Origin of the sequence: Corynebacterium sp. MSK071, assembly GCF_030232125.1 — a bacterium.
Taxonomy (GTDB): Bacteria; Actinomycetota; Actinomycetes; order Mycobacteriales; family Mycobacteriaceae; genus Corynebacterium; species Corynebacterium kefirresidentii.
The window spans coordinates 29,844-44,338 of the sequence record NZ_JASPJA010000003.1 but is presented as its reverse complement, the minus strand read 5'-3'; the positions used below and the strand labels follow the sequence as shown (position 1 = coordinate 44,338).

Genomic DNA, 14,495 nt, shown 5'->3' with positions numbered 1-14,495 from the left:
GTTCAGGATCTTACCTCAACCCACGCGCTGCCAGCTTCTGCCGCCGCGAGCTGGCCCTGCGAGATCGCTGCCAGCGTTGCTTCCAGCTCTTCCAGCCCACCTGGGCGCACGGCCACGGTAAAGGTTACTGCGGCCGCGTAGGCGGTATCGGTTATCTCATAGCCGCGCCCGCGCAGGTCCGCCTCCACCCGCCCGGCAGTTGCATGTGGGCACTCCACGGCATAAAGCTCCCGGCGCGCCCGGGTTACCGCACGCACCTTTTCCATGGCCTCACTCACCGCGCCACCATAGGCATGCACGAGGCCGCCGGCGCCTAACTTGATGCCACCAAAGTAGCGCACTACCACTGCGCAGACATCGAGCATGCCGGAGCCTTTGACCACATCCAGCATGGGTTTTCCGGCAGTGCCGGAGGGCTCGCCATCATCGGAGGAGCGCTCCACCGGGTTTGCGCCGTCGACGTGATAGACGTAGGCGGAGCAATGGTGACGGGCGTCGGGAAAGCGGGTGCGGGCGGCGTCGATAAACGCGCGGGCCTCTTCCTCATTGGTGACGCGACCGATCAAAGTAATAAATCGGGAACGCTTGATTTCAATGTCGTGTTCAACCTGGCCTACGGGGCGACGATAAGAATTTTGCATTAGGCTACGAGGAATTCATACTCGGGGGTGCCGGGCTTGAGGTACTGCACCGAAATCTTGGATTCACCCATGCGTTGCAGCAAGCCGTCGAGGTCCTCGGCGCGGCTAAGCTGCAAGCCTACCAACGCAGCACCAGTTTCCCGGTTATTGCGCTTGAGATACTCAAAGAGTGTGATGTCATCGGTCGGACCCAAAATCTCGTGCAAAAAGTGGCGCAGCTGCCCGGGCTCCTGCGGGAAGTTCACCAGGAAGTAGTGCTTGAGGCCCCGGTGAACTAGGGAGCGCTCCATGATTTCTGCATAGCGCAGCACGTCATTATTGCCGCCTGAAATCACGCATACCACCGTCGAGCCCGGTTTCAGGTCCAGCTGATGCAGGCCCGCCACCGACAATGCACCGGCCGGCTCGGCAATGATGCCCTCATTTTGATACAGGTTGAGCAAGTCCGTGCACACCGCGCCTTCGGACACGGTGTCAAAGCTCAGGCGCTCGCGATTGGCGTCCAAAATCTCATAGGGCAGCGCGCCCAAGCGCTTTACGGCCGCGCCATCAACGAAGGGGTCGACCGCATCCAGCGTGACTGGGCCCCCGTGGTCAAATGCCGCTCTTAGCGACGCCGCCCCTTCCGGCTCCATGCCCACCACCCGAGTATCCGGTGCCATATCCGCCAGATAGGAGGTGATGCCAGAAATCAGGCCACCGCCTCCTACGGGAACGACAACGGCATCGGGCGACTTGCCCTTGGCCGAAAGCTGCGCGAGAACCTCTGCGGCTACGGTGCCCTGCCCGGTGATGGTATCGCGGGCGTCGAAGGGCTCGATGAAGGCGGCGTCGCGCTCGGCGGCGTCGGCATGCGCGGCTGCGGCTGCCTCATCGAAGTTGGAACCAACTACCACCAGTTCTACTTGGTCGCCGCCGTGAACCAGGATGCGGTCGCGCTTTTGCATTGGCGTGGGCTCTGGCACAAAAATCTTGCCGGCGATTCCCATTGTGCGGCAGGCATAAGCCACGCCCTGCGCATGATTGCCGGCCGAGGCCGTAACAATTCCCCGGTGCCGCTGCTCTTGCGGCAGATTCGACATCCCGTTTAACGCGCCACGAATCTTATAGGAGCGCACGTCCTGCAGATCCTCCCGCTTGAGGTAGACCTCGCAGCCCGTCTCGGCCGAAAGCCGGGCGCAATACTGCAGCGGAGTCGGGGCGATTTCCGAGCTAATCCGTGCCTGAGCCTGCTGGATATCGGATGCATGGATGGTCGAATCAGTCATGTCTTGACAGTCTACCCATTCACTGGAAATTCACTGGCCTTTAGTTGCACCGTTACCTACGTAGGCAATAGTGGACATAACCACAAGAAAGGAATATCTATGCTCAAACGCATCTCTCTCTGCGTTACCTCCTCGCTCGTCCTCGCCTGCTCCCCTGCCGCGCATGCCCACGTCGTGGATAACGTGCTGGAGCATTCCGCGCCCACCGCTGCGCTGCAGCTTAACCCCATCGGTTCTCATGAATCGGGTGTGCTGGGCAAATCGGCCGCCGAAATCGTCGCTTATCACGCCGCGTCCCAGCGCGTCCTCACCGTCAATGCGCGCTCCGGCGAGGTCGATATCTTAGATGGTTCCGATCCCTCCCACCCGCACAAGATCGGCGCCATCTCCGCCGGTGGTAACAGGGAGATTAACTCTGTGTCCGCGCGCCCCGTTGGCCTGGCCGCCACCGCCGTGGCAGCAGGCCTCGTCGCACCAGCTACCGCTTCTGCCACAGAAGAGCAGCCAAAGCAACTTTCGGCTGAGTGCCAGGCCGAGGTCGACAAGGACAAGGAAGAGCACCTCAAAAAGATCAAGAGCGGCGAGCTCGGATCTTCCGCTCGCACCCCGCAGGAGCTTATGCAGGGCCTTGCCAATGGCTACGGTTCTTCCGGAATGCCCAAGGAGCCGGACTGCGTCGCCAAGGAGGCGGAGCAGCACCAGATCGAGGCACTTGAGCGTCTGCCTATTTGGGGCTCTTCCACCCCCGAAAAGTTCCTCGAGGTCACGAGCTGGGTGACCGTGGCAGCCAGCCTCGTGGCTGCGCTGCTGCAGGCCTTCAACATGGTTGCCACGGTAAACCCGGCTGTGCTGGAGCCGATGAAGAACGCCCTCAAGCAGCTGGGCGTGCGCTTCTAAACGCCACAGATTAAGCCGCTCCGGAGTTTCGGAGCGGCTTTCGGCGTTTTAGAACAGTTCGCGGGTAGCGATGTCAGCGCCTTCTACCAAAGATTGCAGCTTCGCCCACGCAATCTGGGGGTGCAGGCGACCGCCCAAACCGCAATCGGTCGACGCGATAACATTTTCAGGGCCTACTACCTCGGCGAATTGGATGATGCGATCTGCCACGAGGCGCGGATGCTCTACCGCGTTGGTGGAGTGCGAAACCACGCCTGGGTAAATCACGGTGCCTTCCGGCAGCGCGTGGTCCTGCCACACGCGCCATTCGTGCGCGTGACGCGGTGACGCGGCTTCGAAAGAGAATCCGCCGACCTCGGCCCGCAAAATTTCCTCGATGATATCTGCAAATGGGACGTCGGTTACGTGCGGGCCGTGCCAGGAGCCCCAGCAGATGTGCAGGCGCGTTTGTTCCTTGGGCAGGCCGGCGATGGAATCATTAAGGACATCGATGCGCTCACGAATGAAGCCACGGAAGTCCTCTACGGTTGGCTCCGGGTTGATTTGGTCCCAGGCCTCGGCCAGGTCGGGTGCATCGAATTGCACAGTGAGCCCGGCATCGGTGATGGCTTGGTATTCAGTGCGCATGGCACGGCCGACGTCGGCAAGCAGCTGGTGCTCATCGTCGTAGTAACGATTGTTAAGGCGCGCAGCCGAACCGGGGGAAAGGGCGGCGATGAAGCCTGGGGTGCCGGAAGGTAGGGCGTCGGCAAGCAGGCGGACATCGGCGGCGACCTCATCTTGTCCGATGTAGGTTACCGGGCCGGTAAATTCTGGGTTTGCCACCTTGGCTCGGCCGGTGAAGATGCCAGAATCCGGGTCGTTGTAGGCCTCGGAGAACAGCGCGCGGTCGCGGCGGTCAATAAACGACGTCAGCCGCGGCTCCCCCGGTTTCGAGCGCACTACCTCAGCCGATTCCCAGCGGTCGGTATCCGTCATCGTCAGCCCGCCCAGGCGGCTAAATGAGTAATTCCACCATGCGCCATAGTCCACAGCGCCCGAGGTGATATGGCCGTATTCGCCCTCGTTAATGATATCGAGGCCCAGATCAAGCTGCCGCTTGACGACGTCCGCCACCGCAGCCTCCAAAATCCCCTGGAACTCCGCGGCCGGCAGCTCCCCGCGCTTCAGGTTGGCCTCCAGGAGCTCCGGGGTGCGCGGCAGCGAGCCGACATGGGTAGTGCGAATCTTACAAACCATCAGGTTTCCTCCATCAAAATAGACTGTGCTGTCTATATTAGTGGAGGGGGTCGCCGGCCACCGAAATTAGATTCAGCCTAAGATGCCCGCGCCCATAGTGGCTTTGAGATCGCCCATGAGGTTGCCGGAGCGTTCCACGCGCAGGTGGTCGCCGAGGATCATGGTGGTGGACTCGGAGCCGTCGACAAGCTCGAGATACACGTCCGACTCGCCCTGGTTTTTGAGCAGAACCTGCTTGAGCCGGGCAATATTTTCCATGGTGCACTGGTCCGTGCGCATAGTCAGGCGCAGCGGCAGGCCCGCACCCCCGCCCGGGCCGAGGTCTGGGACGCGAATATCGGAGCAGAACAGGGAACGCCGCTCATCACGAATCTTGACGTTCACGCGTGCCAAGATGATGTTGTCCTCCACAATCTGCGGGGCGACGAGAGAGTAGACCTTGTTGAATACCAAGATTTCCACCTGCGCGCCGTTGTGGTCTTCCACCGTGACAATGGCCCATGGGGAGCCATCGCGCTTGGAGAAGCGGCGGTCCACGCCCGAGATGATGCCACCGATGATGAGCTCTTGGCCGTTGCGCACCTCATCGTTGAGGATCTTAGTCAGCGGGGTATCCGTTTGCGCGGCCAGCGCCTCTTCGAAGCCATCGAGCGGGTGGCCGGACACGTACAAGCCAAGCATCTCGCGTTCGAGGGCAAGCTCGTGTTTTCGGTCCCACTCATCTTCTGGGATATCCATGGCAAAGGCATTGGCGACCTCGTTATCTTCTCCTCCGCCGATTCCGGCGAAGAGATCGAACTGGCCCTTATCAGCGGCCTTCTTGGTGGTTTGCACTGCATCCACCGCGTCCTCATGAATGAGCATGAGACCCTTGCGCGGGTGGTTCAAGTCATCGAAGGCACCGGCCTTGATGAGCGCTTCTGTTACGCGCTTAGTACAGGCGGTCAGCTCGATCTTGTCCAGGTAGTCACCAAACGAGGTAAACGCGCCCTTGTCGTGGCGCGACTTAATGATGGATTCCACCACTTCCGAGCCGACGTTGCGGATAGCGCCCATGCCGAAGCGGATATCCTCTCCCACCGCCTGGAAGTCTTCTTCGGACTCATTGACGGAAGGCGGGAGCACCTTAATGCCCAGGTGGCGGCAGTCCGAAAGGTAGATGGCAGACTTGTCTTTCTTATCGCCCACCGAGGTCAACAGCGCGGCCATGTATTCCGGTGCGTAGTAGGCCTTGAGGTAGGCCGTCCAGAAAGACACCAGGCCATAGCCCGCGGCGTGGGACTTATTAAACGCGTAGGACGCGAAGGGCTCGATGGTGCCCCAAAGCGCATCCATGGCGGACTTTGAATAGCCGTTTTCTTGCATGCCGCCCCAGAACTTGTCGTACTGCTGGGCCAACACTTCGGGCTTTTTCTTACCCATCGCCTTACGGAAGCCATCTGCCTCGCCGGCCGTGTAGTTGGCGACCTTCTGCGAGATACGCATGATCTGCTCCTGGTAGACGATGAGGCCGTAGGTCTCATCCAGGATTTCCTTCAGCGGCTCTTCTAGCTCCGGGTGAATCGGGGTGATTTCCTTCCGGCCGTTCTTGCGGTCCGCATAGTCCCAGTGGGCGTTCACACCCATCGGTCCCGGGCGGTAGAGCGCAAGGGATGCCACAATATCTTTAAAGCCGGTAGGCTTCATGCGCTTGAGCAGCTCTTGCATACCACCGGAGTCGAGCTGGAAGACGCCCAGCGTATCGCCGCGCGAGAGCAGGTCATAGACCTTGGAGACTTTGGGGTCGTCGGCATGCAGCTGCTCCAAGTGAACTTCTTCGCCGCGGTTGCGCTTGATGTTTTCAATCGCATCGCCGATAACGGTGAGGTTGCGCAGGCCCAAAAAGTCCATCTTCAGCAGGCCGATGGCCTCACACGCCGGGTAGTCCCAACCAGTAATGTAGGCGCCGTCGGCTGGGCGCTTCCACATGGGGATGTGGTCCATGAGGCGGACCGAGGCCATAATCACCGCACAGGCGTGCACGCCCGCCTGCCTGACGACGCCTTCCAAGCCCCTAGCCGTGTCATAAATCTTTTTCACATCCGGGTCGGATTCCACCATCTGGCGAACCTCGGTGGCCTCAGAATAACGCTCGTGATCCGGGTCCGTGATGCCCTTAAGCGGAATATCTTTGGCCATGATCGCAGGTGGCAACGCCGCGTTGATGCGGTCGGCCATCTGGAAGCCAGGCTGGCCAAAGTGCACCTTGGCGGAGTCTTTAATGGCCTGCTTCGTCTTCACCGTGCCGAAGGTAATCACCTGCGCCACCTTGTCCTCGCCCCAGCGCTCGGCCGCGTAGGTGATCATTTCGCCGCGGCGGCGGTCATCGAAGTCGATATCGATATCGGGGGCGGACGGGCGCTCGGGATTCAAGAATCGCTCGAAGAGGAGATCATGTTCCAGGGGGTCGATATTGGTAATGGTCAGCGCGTAAGCGACAAGCGCGCCGGCCGCCGAACCACGGCCTGGCCCCACACGAATGCCCACCGAGCGCGCGTGCTTGATGAGCTCGGCCACGATAAGGAAGTAGGACGGGTATCCCTTCATCTCAATAACGGAAATCTCATACTTCGCGCGCTCGATGTACTCCTCCGGAACATCCTGACCGGGGAAGCGAGCTTGCAGGCCCTCCATAACCTCGTGGGTGAGCCAGGAAGTTGGGGTGTGGCCCTCGGGGACGTCGGCAATAGGCATGCGATCGTGGGTGTGTTCTTCCCAAATCTCGCCATAGTCTTGTACACGCTCGGCAATCCACAGCGTGTTATCGCAGCCATCTGGAATCATATCGTCCCAGGTCTCGCGCATCTGCGCGGCCGATTTAATGTAGTAGCCGGTGCCGCCGAACTTGAAGCGATCAGGGTCCATAAAGGTCTTGCCGGTCTGCACGCACAACATCGCCTCGTGCGCCGGCGCCTGGGATTCCAAAACGTAGTGGCAGTCGTTGGTCACCAGCGGCGGCAGGTCCAGCTTGCGGCCGATCTCTAATAGGCCATCGCGCGTGCGCTTTTCGATGTCCAGCCCATGGTCCATCAACTCCAAAAAGAAGTTATCTTTGCCGTAGATGTCTTGCCACATGGCCGCAGCCTCAAGCGCCTCATTGAACTGGCCTAGGCGCAGTCGGGTCTGGACATCGCCCGAAGGACAGCCGGTGGTGGCAATGATGCCGTCAGCATGCTCCGCGATGAGCTCAGCATCCATGCGCGGCCACTTGCCCAGCTGGCCCTCATAGGAGGCCAACGAGGACAGGGTAAAAAGGTTGCGCAGGCCGGTCGCGTTTTCCGCAATCATTGTCTGGTGGAGGTAGGCGCCGGAAGCGGAAACATCGTCGCGCTTTTGGTCCGGTGTGCCCCACAGCACGCGCTTTTTATTGAAGCGAGACTCCGGTGCCATATACGCCTCGATGCCGATAATGGGCTTGATACCGGCGCCGGTCATGCGGCGGTAGAAGGCATCGGAGCCGTACATATTGCCGTGGTCGGTCATGCCTACGGCCGGCATTTTCTGGCGGACCACCTCGTCTGCCAGCATATCGACCTTGGCCATGCCGTCCAGCATGGAAAACTCGGTGTGGTTGTGCAGGTGGACGAAGGAGGAGTTTTTGGCCATGCGGCTCATCATAGCGGGGCGGTCAAAATGGGCTATTATTTTGTGATGCTCTACACGCTGGCCGCCTACATCATGTGGGGATTTTCCCCGCGTTCTTCCCTCTCTTGTTGCCGGCATCGCCTTTAGAAATCTTGGCCCACCGCGTGCTGTGGACCGCGGTGTTGGTCACGGGATTTTTGTGCCTCGCCGGCCGATGGCGCGAGTTAGTGCGCATGGACAAGCGCACGTGGGGCTGGCTCGCGGCCGCGGGAGTATTCATCACGGCTAATTGGGGCACCTACGTGGTGGCGATTAATAGCAACCACGTAGCCGATGCGGCGCTGGGGTACTTCATCAATCCCCTCGTATCAGTTGCCCTCGGCATGGTGTTTTTGAAAGAGCGGCTGCGGCCGTGGCAGGCCGGCGCGGTGGGGGTTGCGGCCATCGCGGTGCTGTATTTGACATTCTTTACCGGCCAGGCGCCCTATATTTCGCTGTTATTGGCCTTCAGCTTCGGGATTTATGGGCTGCTCAAAAAGCAGGTGCGGGTATCCTCGGCCGTCTCGGTGGCAGCGGAGGCGCTCGTGATGTCACCACTAGCGGTGGGCTACATCCTGTGGCTAGAAAGTAGCGGCCAGGGCACCTTCGCTAGCGAAGGAACCGGCCACGCGCTGCTTTTGGTGAGCGCCGGCTTAATCACCGCACTGCCGCTTCTTTGCTTTGCAGAGGGCGCGCGGACGCTACGCTTATCGACGATCGGCATGCTCCAATACCTCACCCCCATCATGCAAATGCTATGGGCGCTTTTCGTCACCCACGAGCACTTTTCGACCCACCGGTGGATCGGTTTCGGCATCATCGGCTTAGCCGTAGCAATCTACGTGGTCGACCTAGTGCGCATGGCTAGGAGCGCTTGAGTTCCTCGCGGGCAGCGCGAGCACGGCGTCGTGCGGCCTGCTCTTCCTCCGCTTTTAGTGCCCAGCGGGGCATCACTGCGATAAGGAAGATGCCATAGGCACACACGATCCCCGAAAACACCAGCGTCATCGGGGTGCCGCCGGAAACGAGGCCAATAAGCAGTGCGATGCCGGAGACCACCGCCGCAACCCAGGCGGCGATATAAGCAAACTTGTAGTTGGGCATCCACTGCGAAAAAGGCTGCTGCGAGAACATAGGTCTAGCCTACCTAGGTAGGGCTAGTGTCAACCAGATCCGGCGGGGGCTCTTCCCAGGGGTTGACCCAGCGCACGCCGTGGGCCGTGCGCTCAAAGCGTCCGTTGCGCGGCGGGCCGGTGCGATGATCGTCATTGCGGCCATTGTGATAAGCGCAGGCGGTGGTGAGGTTCTTCGCGTTCGTCCACCCGCCGCCGGCCCAGCTGAATATGTGGTGGACTTGGCACTCATCGGCAGGCTTGTGGCAGCCCTTAACCGGGCAGGTGGGGTTTTCCGCCGCGGCCATCATAAACTGCTTCCAGGTCGCCCCGCGGCGCATGCGGTACAGATTCACCGGACCTTCCACGGGATGCAGCAGGGTGACAAACCCCTCCTCTGCCAGCGCGCGCTGGGCCAATTCGGCACCGGTTATCTGCGCGCCGTTGGTCATGGTCAGCACCACATCATCACTGCCATGGGCCACGCCGACCAATTTATCTAGTGGCACCACAACATTAGTGCGCACGGTAGAGGTAGAGGCGCCGGTGCGGAAGAAAGAGGCGACGTCGGCAAGCGAGCCGGCATGCTGGTGGAGTTCTGCAATCAGCGCGGAAGGGCCGGTAATAGACAGCGTCCACGGCTTTCCGGCGGCGCGGCGCCGCAACCGCACCCCCGGCTTGGGTTCGCGCGGCGCGCGCATCTCACGCAGCTTCTTGCGGGCACGCCTTTCCATCTCCCGCGTATCGCACGCGATATGGGTGAGCTCGGCGCGCAGGGCCCAGGCGCGGGCTTGGGTGGGCGCGCGCCGAGCATGCTTTTCGATGACCTCCAGCGTCGGCAGTGAATGCCTGTTAAGACGCGCCCCATCCACCGCGCGCCGTTGGCGGCGGCGAAAGCTGGTGGGGCCGAAGTAGACCTGCGCGAGCTGGGCAATATTGTCCGCTGCGGCATCGGGCATGCCGGCGGCGGCAAGGTCGGCAGCAGAAACGGCGGCGGCCTCGGCGAGGATATCCATTGCCGAGTTGAGTGCCGCGATATAGGCCCGTATATGTTCCATGCCCCTGATGCTAAAAGCGCTGCGGGGGCACAGAAGGCGAAATTAGCTGGGAGGGCGGATAGCGAAGCTGCCCCAGGCGGCGTCGGCAGGCGCGGGTTCGACGGCGGCGACGGAGGGGGTGGAGGCGACGTCGGCAAGCTGGGCGCCCGACCCCCACACCACGGCCGCGCTCACCGCGGTGGGACGCTGCCCATAGGAGGCACCGATGCGGTCGAAGGCGCGCTGGATGACAGCGGCGCGATCCTCACCGGCTGTAGGTTCGGGGACGTCGATGGGGGCGGTGGATCCGATAAGGATGGCGTCCATGCGCGGGGCTGCGGCAACGGCGGCCGCGGCGGCTACGGGCGGCAGATCCTCGTCGAAGGTAACCAGGGCGTAGGCAGGCTCATTGGGAATGTCGCTGCCCGCCACGCGCGCAATATATTCCGCTCGCGATTCCCCATCCGGGCCGAGCTGGTCTCCTTGCACCTGCGAAGAAGCCTGTGTCCCCAAGGCACCGAAGAGCGCGAGCACCGCCAGAAAAAGCACCGCGAGCACCGCCAACGCCGCTAGCCGACGCCGCCGGTAGACCTCCCTCATCCCCGCAGCACCTCCAAGGCATGATCGAGGTCGGTTGGATATGGTGCCTGAATCTCGAACCATTTGCCGGTGCCGGGGTGGGTAAAGCCGAGTTTTACCGCGTGGAGCCACTGCCGCTCGAGTCCAAGGCGCTTGGCCAGGTTCGGATCGGAGCCGTACATGGGATCGCCCACGCACGGGTGCCCGGTGGCAGACATGTGGACGCGGATTTGGTGGGTGCGGCCAGTCTCCAGGTGCACTTCGATAAGGCTGGCCTCGCGGAAGGCCTCGATGAGGCTGTAATGGGTGACGGCCGCTTTGCCGTCGTCAAGCACGGCGAATTTCCAGCCCGACTTGGGGTGGCGGCCGATGGGCGCATCGACGGTGCCCTCAATGGGATCTGGCAGGCCTTGGACCACAGCGTGGTAAGTCTTTTTCACGCTCCGATACTTAAAGGCATGCTTGAGCGCAGAGTAGGCGCGCTCCGAGGAAGCCACGACCATCACGCCAGATGTACCCACATCGAGGCGGTGCACGATTCCCTGGCGCTCGGTCGGCCCGGACGAAGCCACGGTATAGCCGGCCGCGCGCAGCCCGCCGATCACCGTCGGCCCGTCCCAACCCACGCTGGGGTGCGCGGCCACGCCCACCGGCTTATGCACGCAGATGATATCGGCATCGCTGTAGAGCACGTCCATGCCCTCGACCAGCTCTTCGCGCGGCAGCAGCGGCTTTTCTGGCTCCGGCAAAAGCACGGAGACCACGTTGCCGGAAATCAAACGCTCGGACTTGCCCAGCTCCTGGGAATCGATGGTGACGCTGCCTTCGGCACATAGCTGCGCGGTGGCGCTGCGGGAGAGGCCAAGGAGCTTGGCCAGGGCGGCGTCGGCACGCATGCCTTCTAGCCCTTCGGGGATGGGGAAGCTGCGCATCTGCCTATTCATGCTCGGCCTTCCTTTCCTCCAGCACCATGGTGATAATGAAAAGCACCACTCCGCAGGTGATAGCCGCATCTGCGATATTGAACACGGCGAAAGAGCCAACCGAAATATAGTCCACCACGTGCCCGAACCAGAAGCCGGGGGCGCGGAAGATGCGGTCGGCAAAATTACCCAGCGCACCGCCAGCAATGAGCGCTAGGCCTACTGCCTGACCGGAGTGGGTAATGCGCGGGGCGGCTACGGCCACGCCGAGCACAAAGACCAATTGGATGGTAGTAAACAGCCACGTAGATCCCTCCCCGCCCATGGAAAAGGCGGCACCAGGATTAAAAAGCAGCGTAAAACGGAACCAGTCCCCAATCACCGGCAAGGGTTCGCCCTCGTTAAGGATGGAGAGCATTACCTGCTTCACGGCTTGATCCACCAGCGCCACGGCAATGACTACTGCGGCGATAAGTCCTGTCTTGCTCCTTCGTTTTTGACTCACCCGGTCTATTCTAAACGGGAGCGTCCGGTATTTTGGTAAGCGTGTTTCGAGTCAAAGTTTTTGCAGCCCTGACCACAGCCGCCGTAGCGCTTACGGCGTGTTCCTCTGAAAAGCCAGGCCCGGCGGTGGAACAACCCGTAGGCCTGACCATCGACGCCCCGCGCGTCACCGTGGACAATCCCGGAACCGGAGAGAAAAAACTCCTGGAATACCGCGATATCGACTCCACGCAGGACCTAAACTACCGCGTTACCGAGGGCTTTGCGCAGGACCTGCTCAAAAAGTCCGCAGCTGAGAAGTTTCAGGCCGCCGACGTCGATTCCACCACTACTACCCTGCCGCTATCGGCCAAGGTAGAAAAGGCCAGCGAGGACGTCGAAGACCAGCTACCAGCCAGCCGCAATGCCTTCGTCACGGCCGGAACTCCAGAATCTACCGGAGATAAAGACGTCTCCTCGGCGGAGGGATTCCAATTCGGTTGGCGTGGCCAGGACACCGGCCAGATGAATTCGCTGCGCCTAGCTGCGCCCCAGAATGCCACGGATGATGCCCGCGGCTCCGTCGAACAGGCGATTATGAAGCTGACGGCCCTACCCGTAGTTTTCCCTACCGAGGAGGTGGGCAAGGGCGCGAGCTGGTCGGTGGATTCGCGTGTGACCGGCGAGTCTACCCTGCTGCAGACCACGCGCTATACGGTCGATTCCATCGATGGCGACCGAGTGAAACTAAACGTAGAGGTAGAACAGCGGCCCTCGCTAGGCGCACTGTCCTTTGAAGGCCAGGCCCAGGGCACGGAGCTGGAGAACAAAGAGCTCAAGGTTTTAGATTCCAGCACCAAATCCAAGGGCAGCATCACGGTGGATTTGAGCAAGCCGCTGCCCGTAGACGGTGACGTGTCTTTCGACACTAAGGTCATTTATGGTGCCGCCGGCTCGGAGCTGCGCGTGGTGCAGTCGAGCCTGACGGAGCTGAACTTTTCCTAGTTACTCGGCCGGGGCTTCTACAGGAGCCTCTGCCGGGGCCTGCTCGGCACCAGCAGCGGGGGCATCGCCTTCCGCGGGTGCACCGTCGCCCTCGGCCGGAGCCGGGGCAGGTGCGGAGGCACCGGCGCCAGTGTCCGCACACATTTCTGGAACTTGCTCTGGCGGCACCGTGTTTTGGATAAGCGTGCAAGCCCAAGCCTTGGAAAGCTTCCAGGTGCCATTTTCATACACAAACTCCACCTGTTCTGCGGTCTGCTGCTGGCCGTCAGCGGTGGTGAAGTTCACGGTGGTAAGCACGGACTGCGGGTCATAGCCCGGCAGTACAGGATCAACGACCTCGAATTCAGCGCCGGATTCCGCCTTGGACTTTGCCATAGTGTCAAAGATTTCCGGCGCGGTCTCGCCGCCTTGCACGGTGGAGGTCTTTTCTTGCTCGGAGGCATTGGGGTCGGTGGCCTTGGCCAAAATTGCGTTTAGGTCGGCCGGGGACGGCAGCGCGGGGGCGGCGGAATCGCCGTCCGAGGAAGCGGATTCCTGTGCCTCGGTGTTGGCGGCGGCGGAATTGTCCTGCTCATCGTCGGAAGAGCAGGCGGCCAGGGCGGTAGCCGCGGTCAGTGCGAGGCACGCGGCGCTAAACTTGCGGAATTTCACTTCTAACTCCTCACGTGTGGGTTCCAAACTCCCATCAGTTTACAGCTGCACCACCCTTTTCCGGATTGCGCCCGCCGCGTGGACGCAGATTTCTTTAACCTTAGATACATGACCCGAATTGCTTTGATCGCCACCGGCGGCACAATAGCGTGTACCACCACAGCCGATGGTTCCCTTGTTCCCACCGTCTCCGGCGCGACCCTAGCCGCAGATATCGACGCCGAGGTAGTGGAGTTTCGGCAACTCGACTCCTCCTCTATCACTTTGGCGGACCTCGATGAGCTCATCGCGGTGGTTAATTCCCAAACGTCGCGGGAGGACATCGACGGTGTAATCATCACCCATGGCACCGACTCGATGGAAGAGACCGCGTTGGCGCTGGAGATTTTCTGTAGCGGTGCAAAGCCCATCGTGCTTACTGGTGCGCAGCGTTCCCACGATCACCCCGCGGCGGACGGCCCTAGCAACCTGCGCGATGCCCGCAATCTTGCAGCCAGCGGGCGCGCCGGGGTATTCCTCTGCTTTGGGGGTGCGAGCATTCCGGCGCGCGGTGCGCGCAAGCGACACACCAGTGACCTGCGCGGATTCGAGTCTCTGGGTATCCCTGGCACCACGCCGCGCCTAGCTCCTGCCCCGCTGGCGCCGCATCCGGTGGAGATCATCCCAGCCTATCCGGGGGCCGGGCGCCTGCTGGTTGATGCCGCCGCCAATTCCCCTGCCAGCGGCCTCATTATCGAGGCCATGGGCTCGGGCAATATGGGCGAGGACATGGGCCGCGCGCTTGCCGACGCCCTCCGCGCCGGCCTCCCCGTCGTCATTTCTACCCGCACGCCCTACGGCCCAACAGCGCTGGCCTACGGCGGCGACGGCGGTGGCGCGAGCCTTGGGAAACTGGGCGCTATTAACGCCGGGTCTTTCCGCCCGAGCCAGGCGCGAATCTTGCTGGCAGCGGCACTGGCCACTGGCACCGACCCAGCTGAGCTATTCCGACAGTAAA

General features: G+C 61.5%; 13 protein-coding genes and 1 pseudogene. 4 read left to right on the top strand and 10 right to left on the bottom strand.

Annotated elements, in window-relative coordinates:
* Positions 1-2: 2 nt before the first annotated feature.
* Both QP990_RS02845 and ilvA read right to left on the bottom strand, forming a co-directional pair.
* Complete coding sequence (locus QP990_RS02845) at positions 3-641, bottom strand: YigZ family protein (protein ID WP_023021233.1); 639 nt, start codon at positions 639-641, stop codon at positions 3-5.
* Positions 641-1,909, bottom strand: coding sequence for a threonine ammonia-lyase IlvA (ilvA, locus tag QP990_RS02840; RefSeq protein WP_023021232.1), 1,269 nt, complete (start codon positions 1,907-1,909; stop codon positions 641-643). The genes QP990_RS02845 and ilvA overlap by 1 nt, the downstream gene beginning before the upstream one ends.
* A gap of 99 nt (positions 1,910-2,008) precedes the next feature.
* On the opposite strand from ilvA, the gene QP990_RS02835 reads away from it, so the two are divergent.
* Positions 2,009-2,806: a hypothetical protein gene (locus tag QP990_RS02835; RefSeq protein WP_284798347.1), complete on the top strand. Its 798-nt coding sequence runs from the start codon at positions 2,009-2,011 to the stop codon at positions 2,804-2,806.
* A 48-nt stretch (positions 2,807-2,854) separates the two neighbouring features.
* Here the strand turns inward: QP990_RS02835 and QP990_RS02830 are convergent, their stop codons facing one another.
* The gene (locus QP990_RS02830) at positions 2,855-4,045 is read right to left on the bottom strand and encodes a cobalamin-independent methionine synthase II family protein (RefSeq protein ID WP_200288885.1); all 1,191 of its coding nucleotides are present in this window, start codon (positions 4,043-4,045) and stop codon (positions 2,855-2,857) included.
* A 72-nt stretch (positions 4,046-4,117) separates the two neighbouring features.
* Entirely contained in the window at positions 4,118-7,690 is a 3,573-nt protein-coding gene (gene dnaE / locus QP990_RS02825) for a DNA polymerase III subunit alpha (RefSeq protein WP_284798344.1), read from the bottom strand.
* A gap of 45 nt (positions 7,691-7,735) precedes the next feature.
* On the opposite strand from dnaE, the pseudogene rarD reads away from it, so the two are divergent.
* A pseudogene (gene rarD / locus QP990_RS02820) lies at positions 7,736-8,586 on the top strand (EamA family transporter RarD).
* On the opposite strand, the gene QP990_RS02815 reads toward rarD, so the two are convergent.
* Genes QP990_RS02815 through lspA form a run of 5 tightly spaced genes read right to left on the bottom strand, consistent with a single transcriptional unit; the run spans position 8,573 to position 11,864 of the window.
* Positions 8,573-8,842, bottom strand: coding sequence for a hypothetical protein (locus tag QP990_RS02815; RefSeq protein ID WP_023021226.1), 270 nt, complete (start codon positions 8,840-8,842; stop codon positions 8,573-8,575). The pseudogene rarD and the gene QP990_RS02815 overlap by 14 nt on opposite strands.
* 13 nt (positions 8,843-8,855) lie before the next feature.
* A complete protein-coding gene (locus QP990_RS02810; protein ID WP_284798341.1) occupies positions 8,856-9,878 on the bottom strand; it encodes an HNH endonuclease signature motif containing protein in 1,023 nt (340 codons plus the stop codon).
* 42 nt (positions 9,879-9,920) lie between these two features.
* Positions 9,921-10,457: a hypothetical protein gene (locus QP990_RS02805; RefSeq protein WP_284798338.1), complete on the bottom strand. Its 537-nt coding sequence runs from the start codon at positions 10,455-10,457 to the stop codon at positions 9,921-9,923.
* Complete coding sequence (locus QP990_RS02800; protein WP_284798336.1) at positions 10,454-11,380, bottom strand: RluA family pseudouridine synthase; 927 nt, start codon at positions 11,378-11,380, stop codon at positions 10,454-10,456. The genes QP990_RS02805 and QP990_RS02800 overlap by 4 nt, the downstream gene beginning before the upstream one ends.
* Positions 11,373-11,864: a signal peptidase II gene (gene lspA, locus QP990_RS02795; protein ID WP_034655419.1), complete on the bottom strand. Its 492-nt coding sequence runs from the start codon at positions 11,862-11,864 to the stop codon at positions 11,373-11,375. Before lspA ends, QP990_RS02800 begins: the two co-directional genes overlap by 8 nt.
* Before the next feature lie 41 nt (positions 11,865-11,905).
* Between lspA and QP990_RS02790 the strand changes: the two genes are divergently transcribed.
* A complete protein-coding gene (locus QP990_RS02790) occupies positions 11,906-12,847 on the top strand; it encodes a hypothetical protein (RefSeq protein ID WP_023021221.1) in 942 nt (313 codons plus the stop codon).
* On the opposite strand, the gene QP990_RS02785 is transcribed toward QP990_RS02790, so the two are convergent.
* The gene (locus tag QP990_RS02785; RefSeq protein WP_239207534.1) at positions 12,848-13,498 is read right to left on the bottom strand and encodes a hypothetical protein; all 651 of its coding nucleotides are present in this window, start codon (positions 13,496-13,498) and stop codon (positions 12,848-12,850) included.
* Positions 13,499-13,606: 108 nt separating this feature from the next.
* Here QP990_RS02785 and QP990_RS02780 point away from each other — a divergent pair, with 108 nt between their 5' ends.
* Entirely contained in the window at positions 13,607-14,494 is an 888-nt protein-coding gene (locus tag QP990_RS02780) for an asparaginase (RefSeq protein ID WP_284798333.1), read from the top strand.
* Position 14,495: the final 1 nt, after the last annotated feature.

Coding starts and splice junctions, on each gene's coding strand:
- QP990_RS02845 (WP_023021233.1), bottom strand. CDS start 641: ATGCAAAATTCTTATCGTCGCCCCGTAGGCCAGGTTGAACACGACATT.
- ilvA (WP_023021232.1), bottom strand. CDS start 1,909: ATGACTGATTCGACCATCCATGCATCCGATATCCAGCAGGCTCAGGCA.
- QP990_RS02835 (WP_284798347.1), top strand. CDS start 2,009: ATGCTCAAACGCATCTCTCTCTGCGTTACCTCCTCGCTCGTCCTCGCC.
- QP990_RS02830 (WP_200288885.1), bottom strand. CDS start 4,045: ATGGTTTGTAAGATTCGCACTACCCATGTCGGCTCGCTGCCGCGCACC.
- dnaE (WP_284798344.1), bottom strand. CDS start 7,690: ATGGCCAAAAACTCCTCCTTCGTCCACCTGCACAACCACACCGAGTTT.
- QP990_RS02815 (WP_023021226.1), bottom strand. CDS start 8,842: ATGTTCTCGCAGCAGCCTTTTTCGCAGTGGATGCCCAACTACAAGTTT.
- QP990_RS02810 (WP_284798341.1), bottom strand. CDS start 9,878: ATGGAACATATACGGGCCTATATCGCGGCACTCAACTCGGCAATGGAT.
- QP990_RS02805 (WP_284798338.1), bottom strand. CDS start 10,457: ATGAGGGAGGTCTACCGGCGGCGTCGGCTAGCGGCGTTGGCGGTGCTC.
- QP990_RS02800 (WP_284798336.1), bottom strand. CDS start 11,380: ATGAATAGGCAGATGCGCAGCTTCCCCATCCCCGAAGGGCTAGAAGGC.
- QP990_RS02780 (WP_284798333.1), top strand. CDS start 13,607: ATGACCCGAATTGCTTTGATCGCCACCGGCGGCACAATAGCGTGTACC.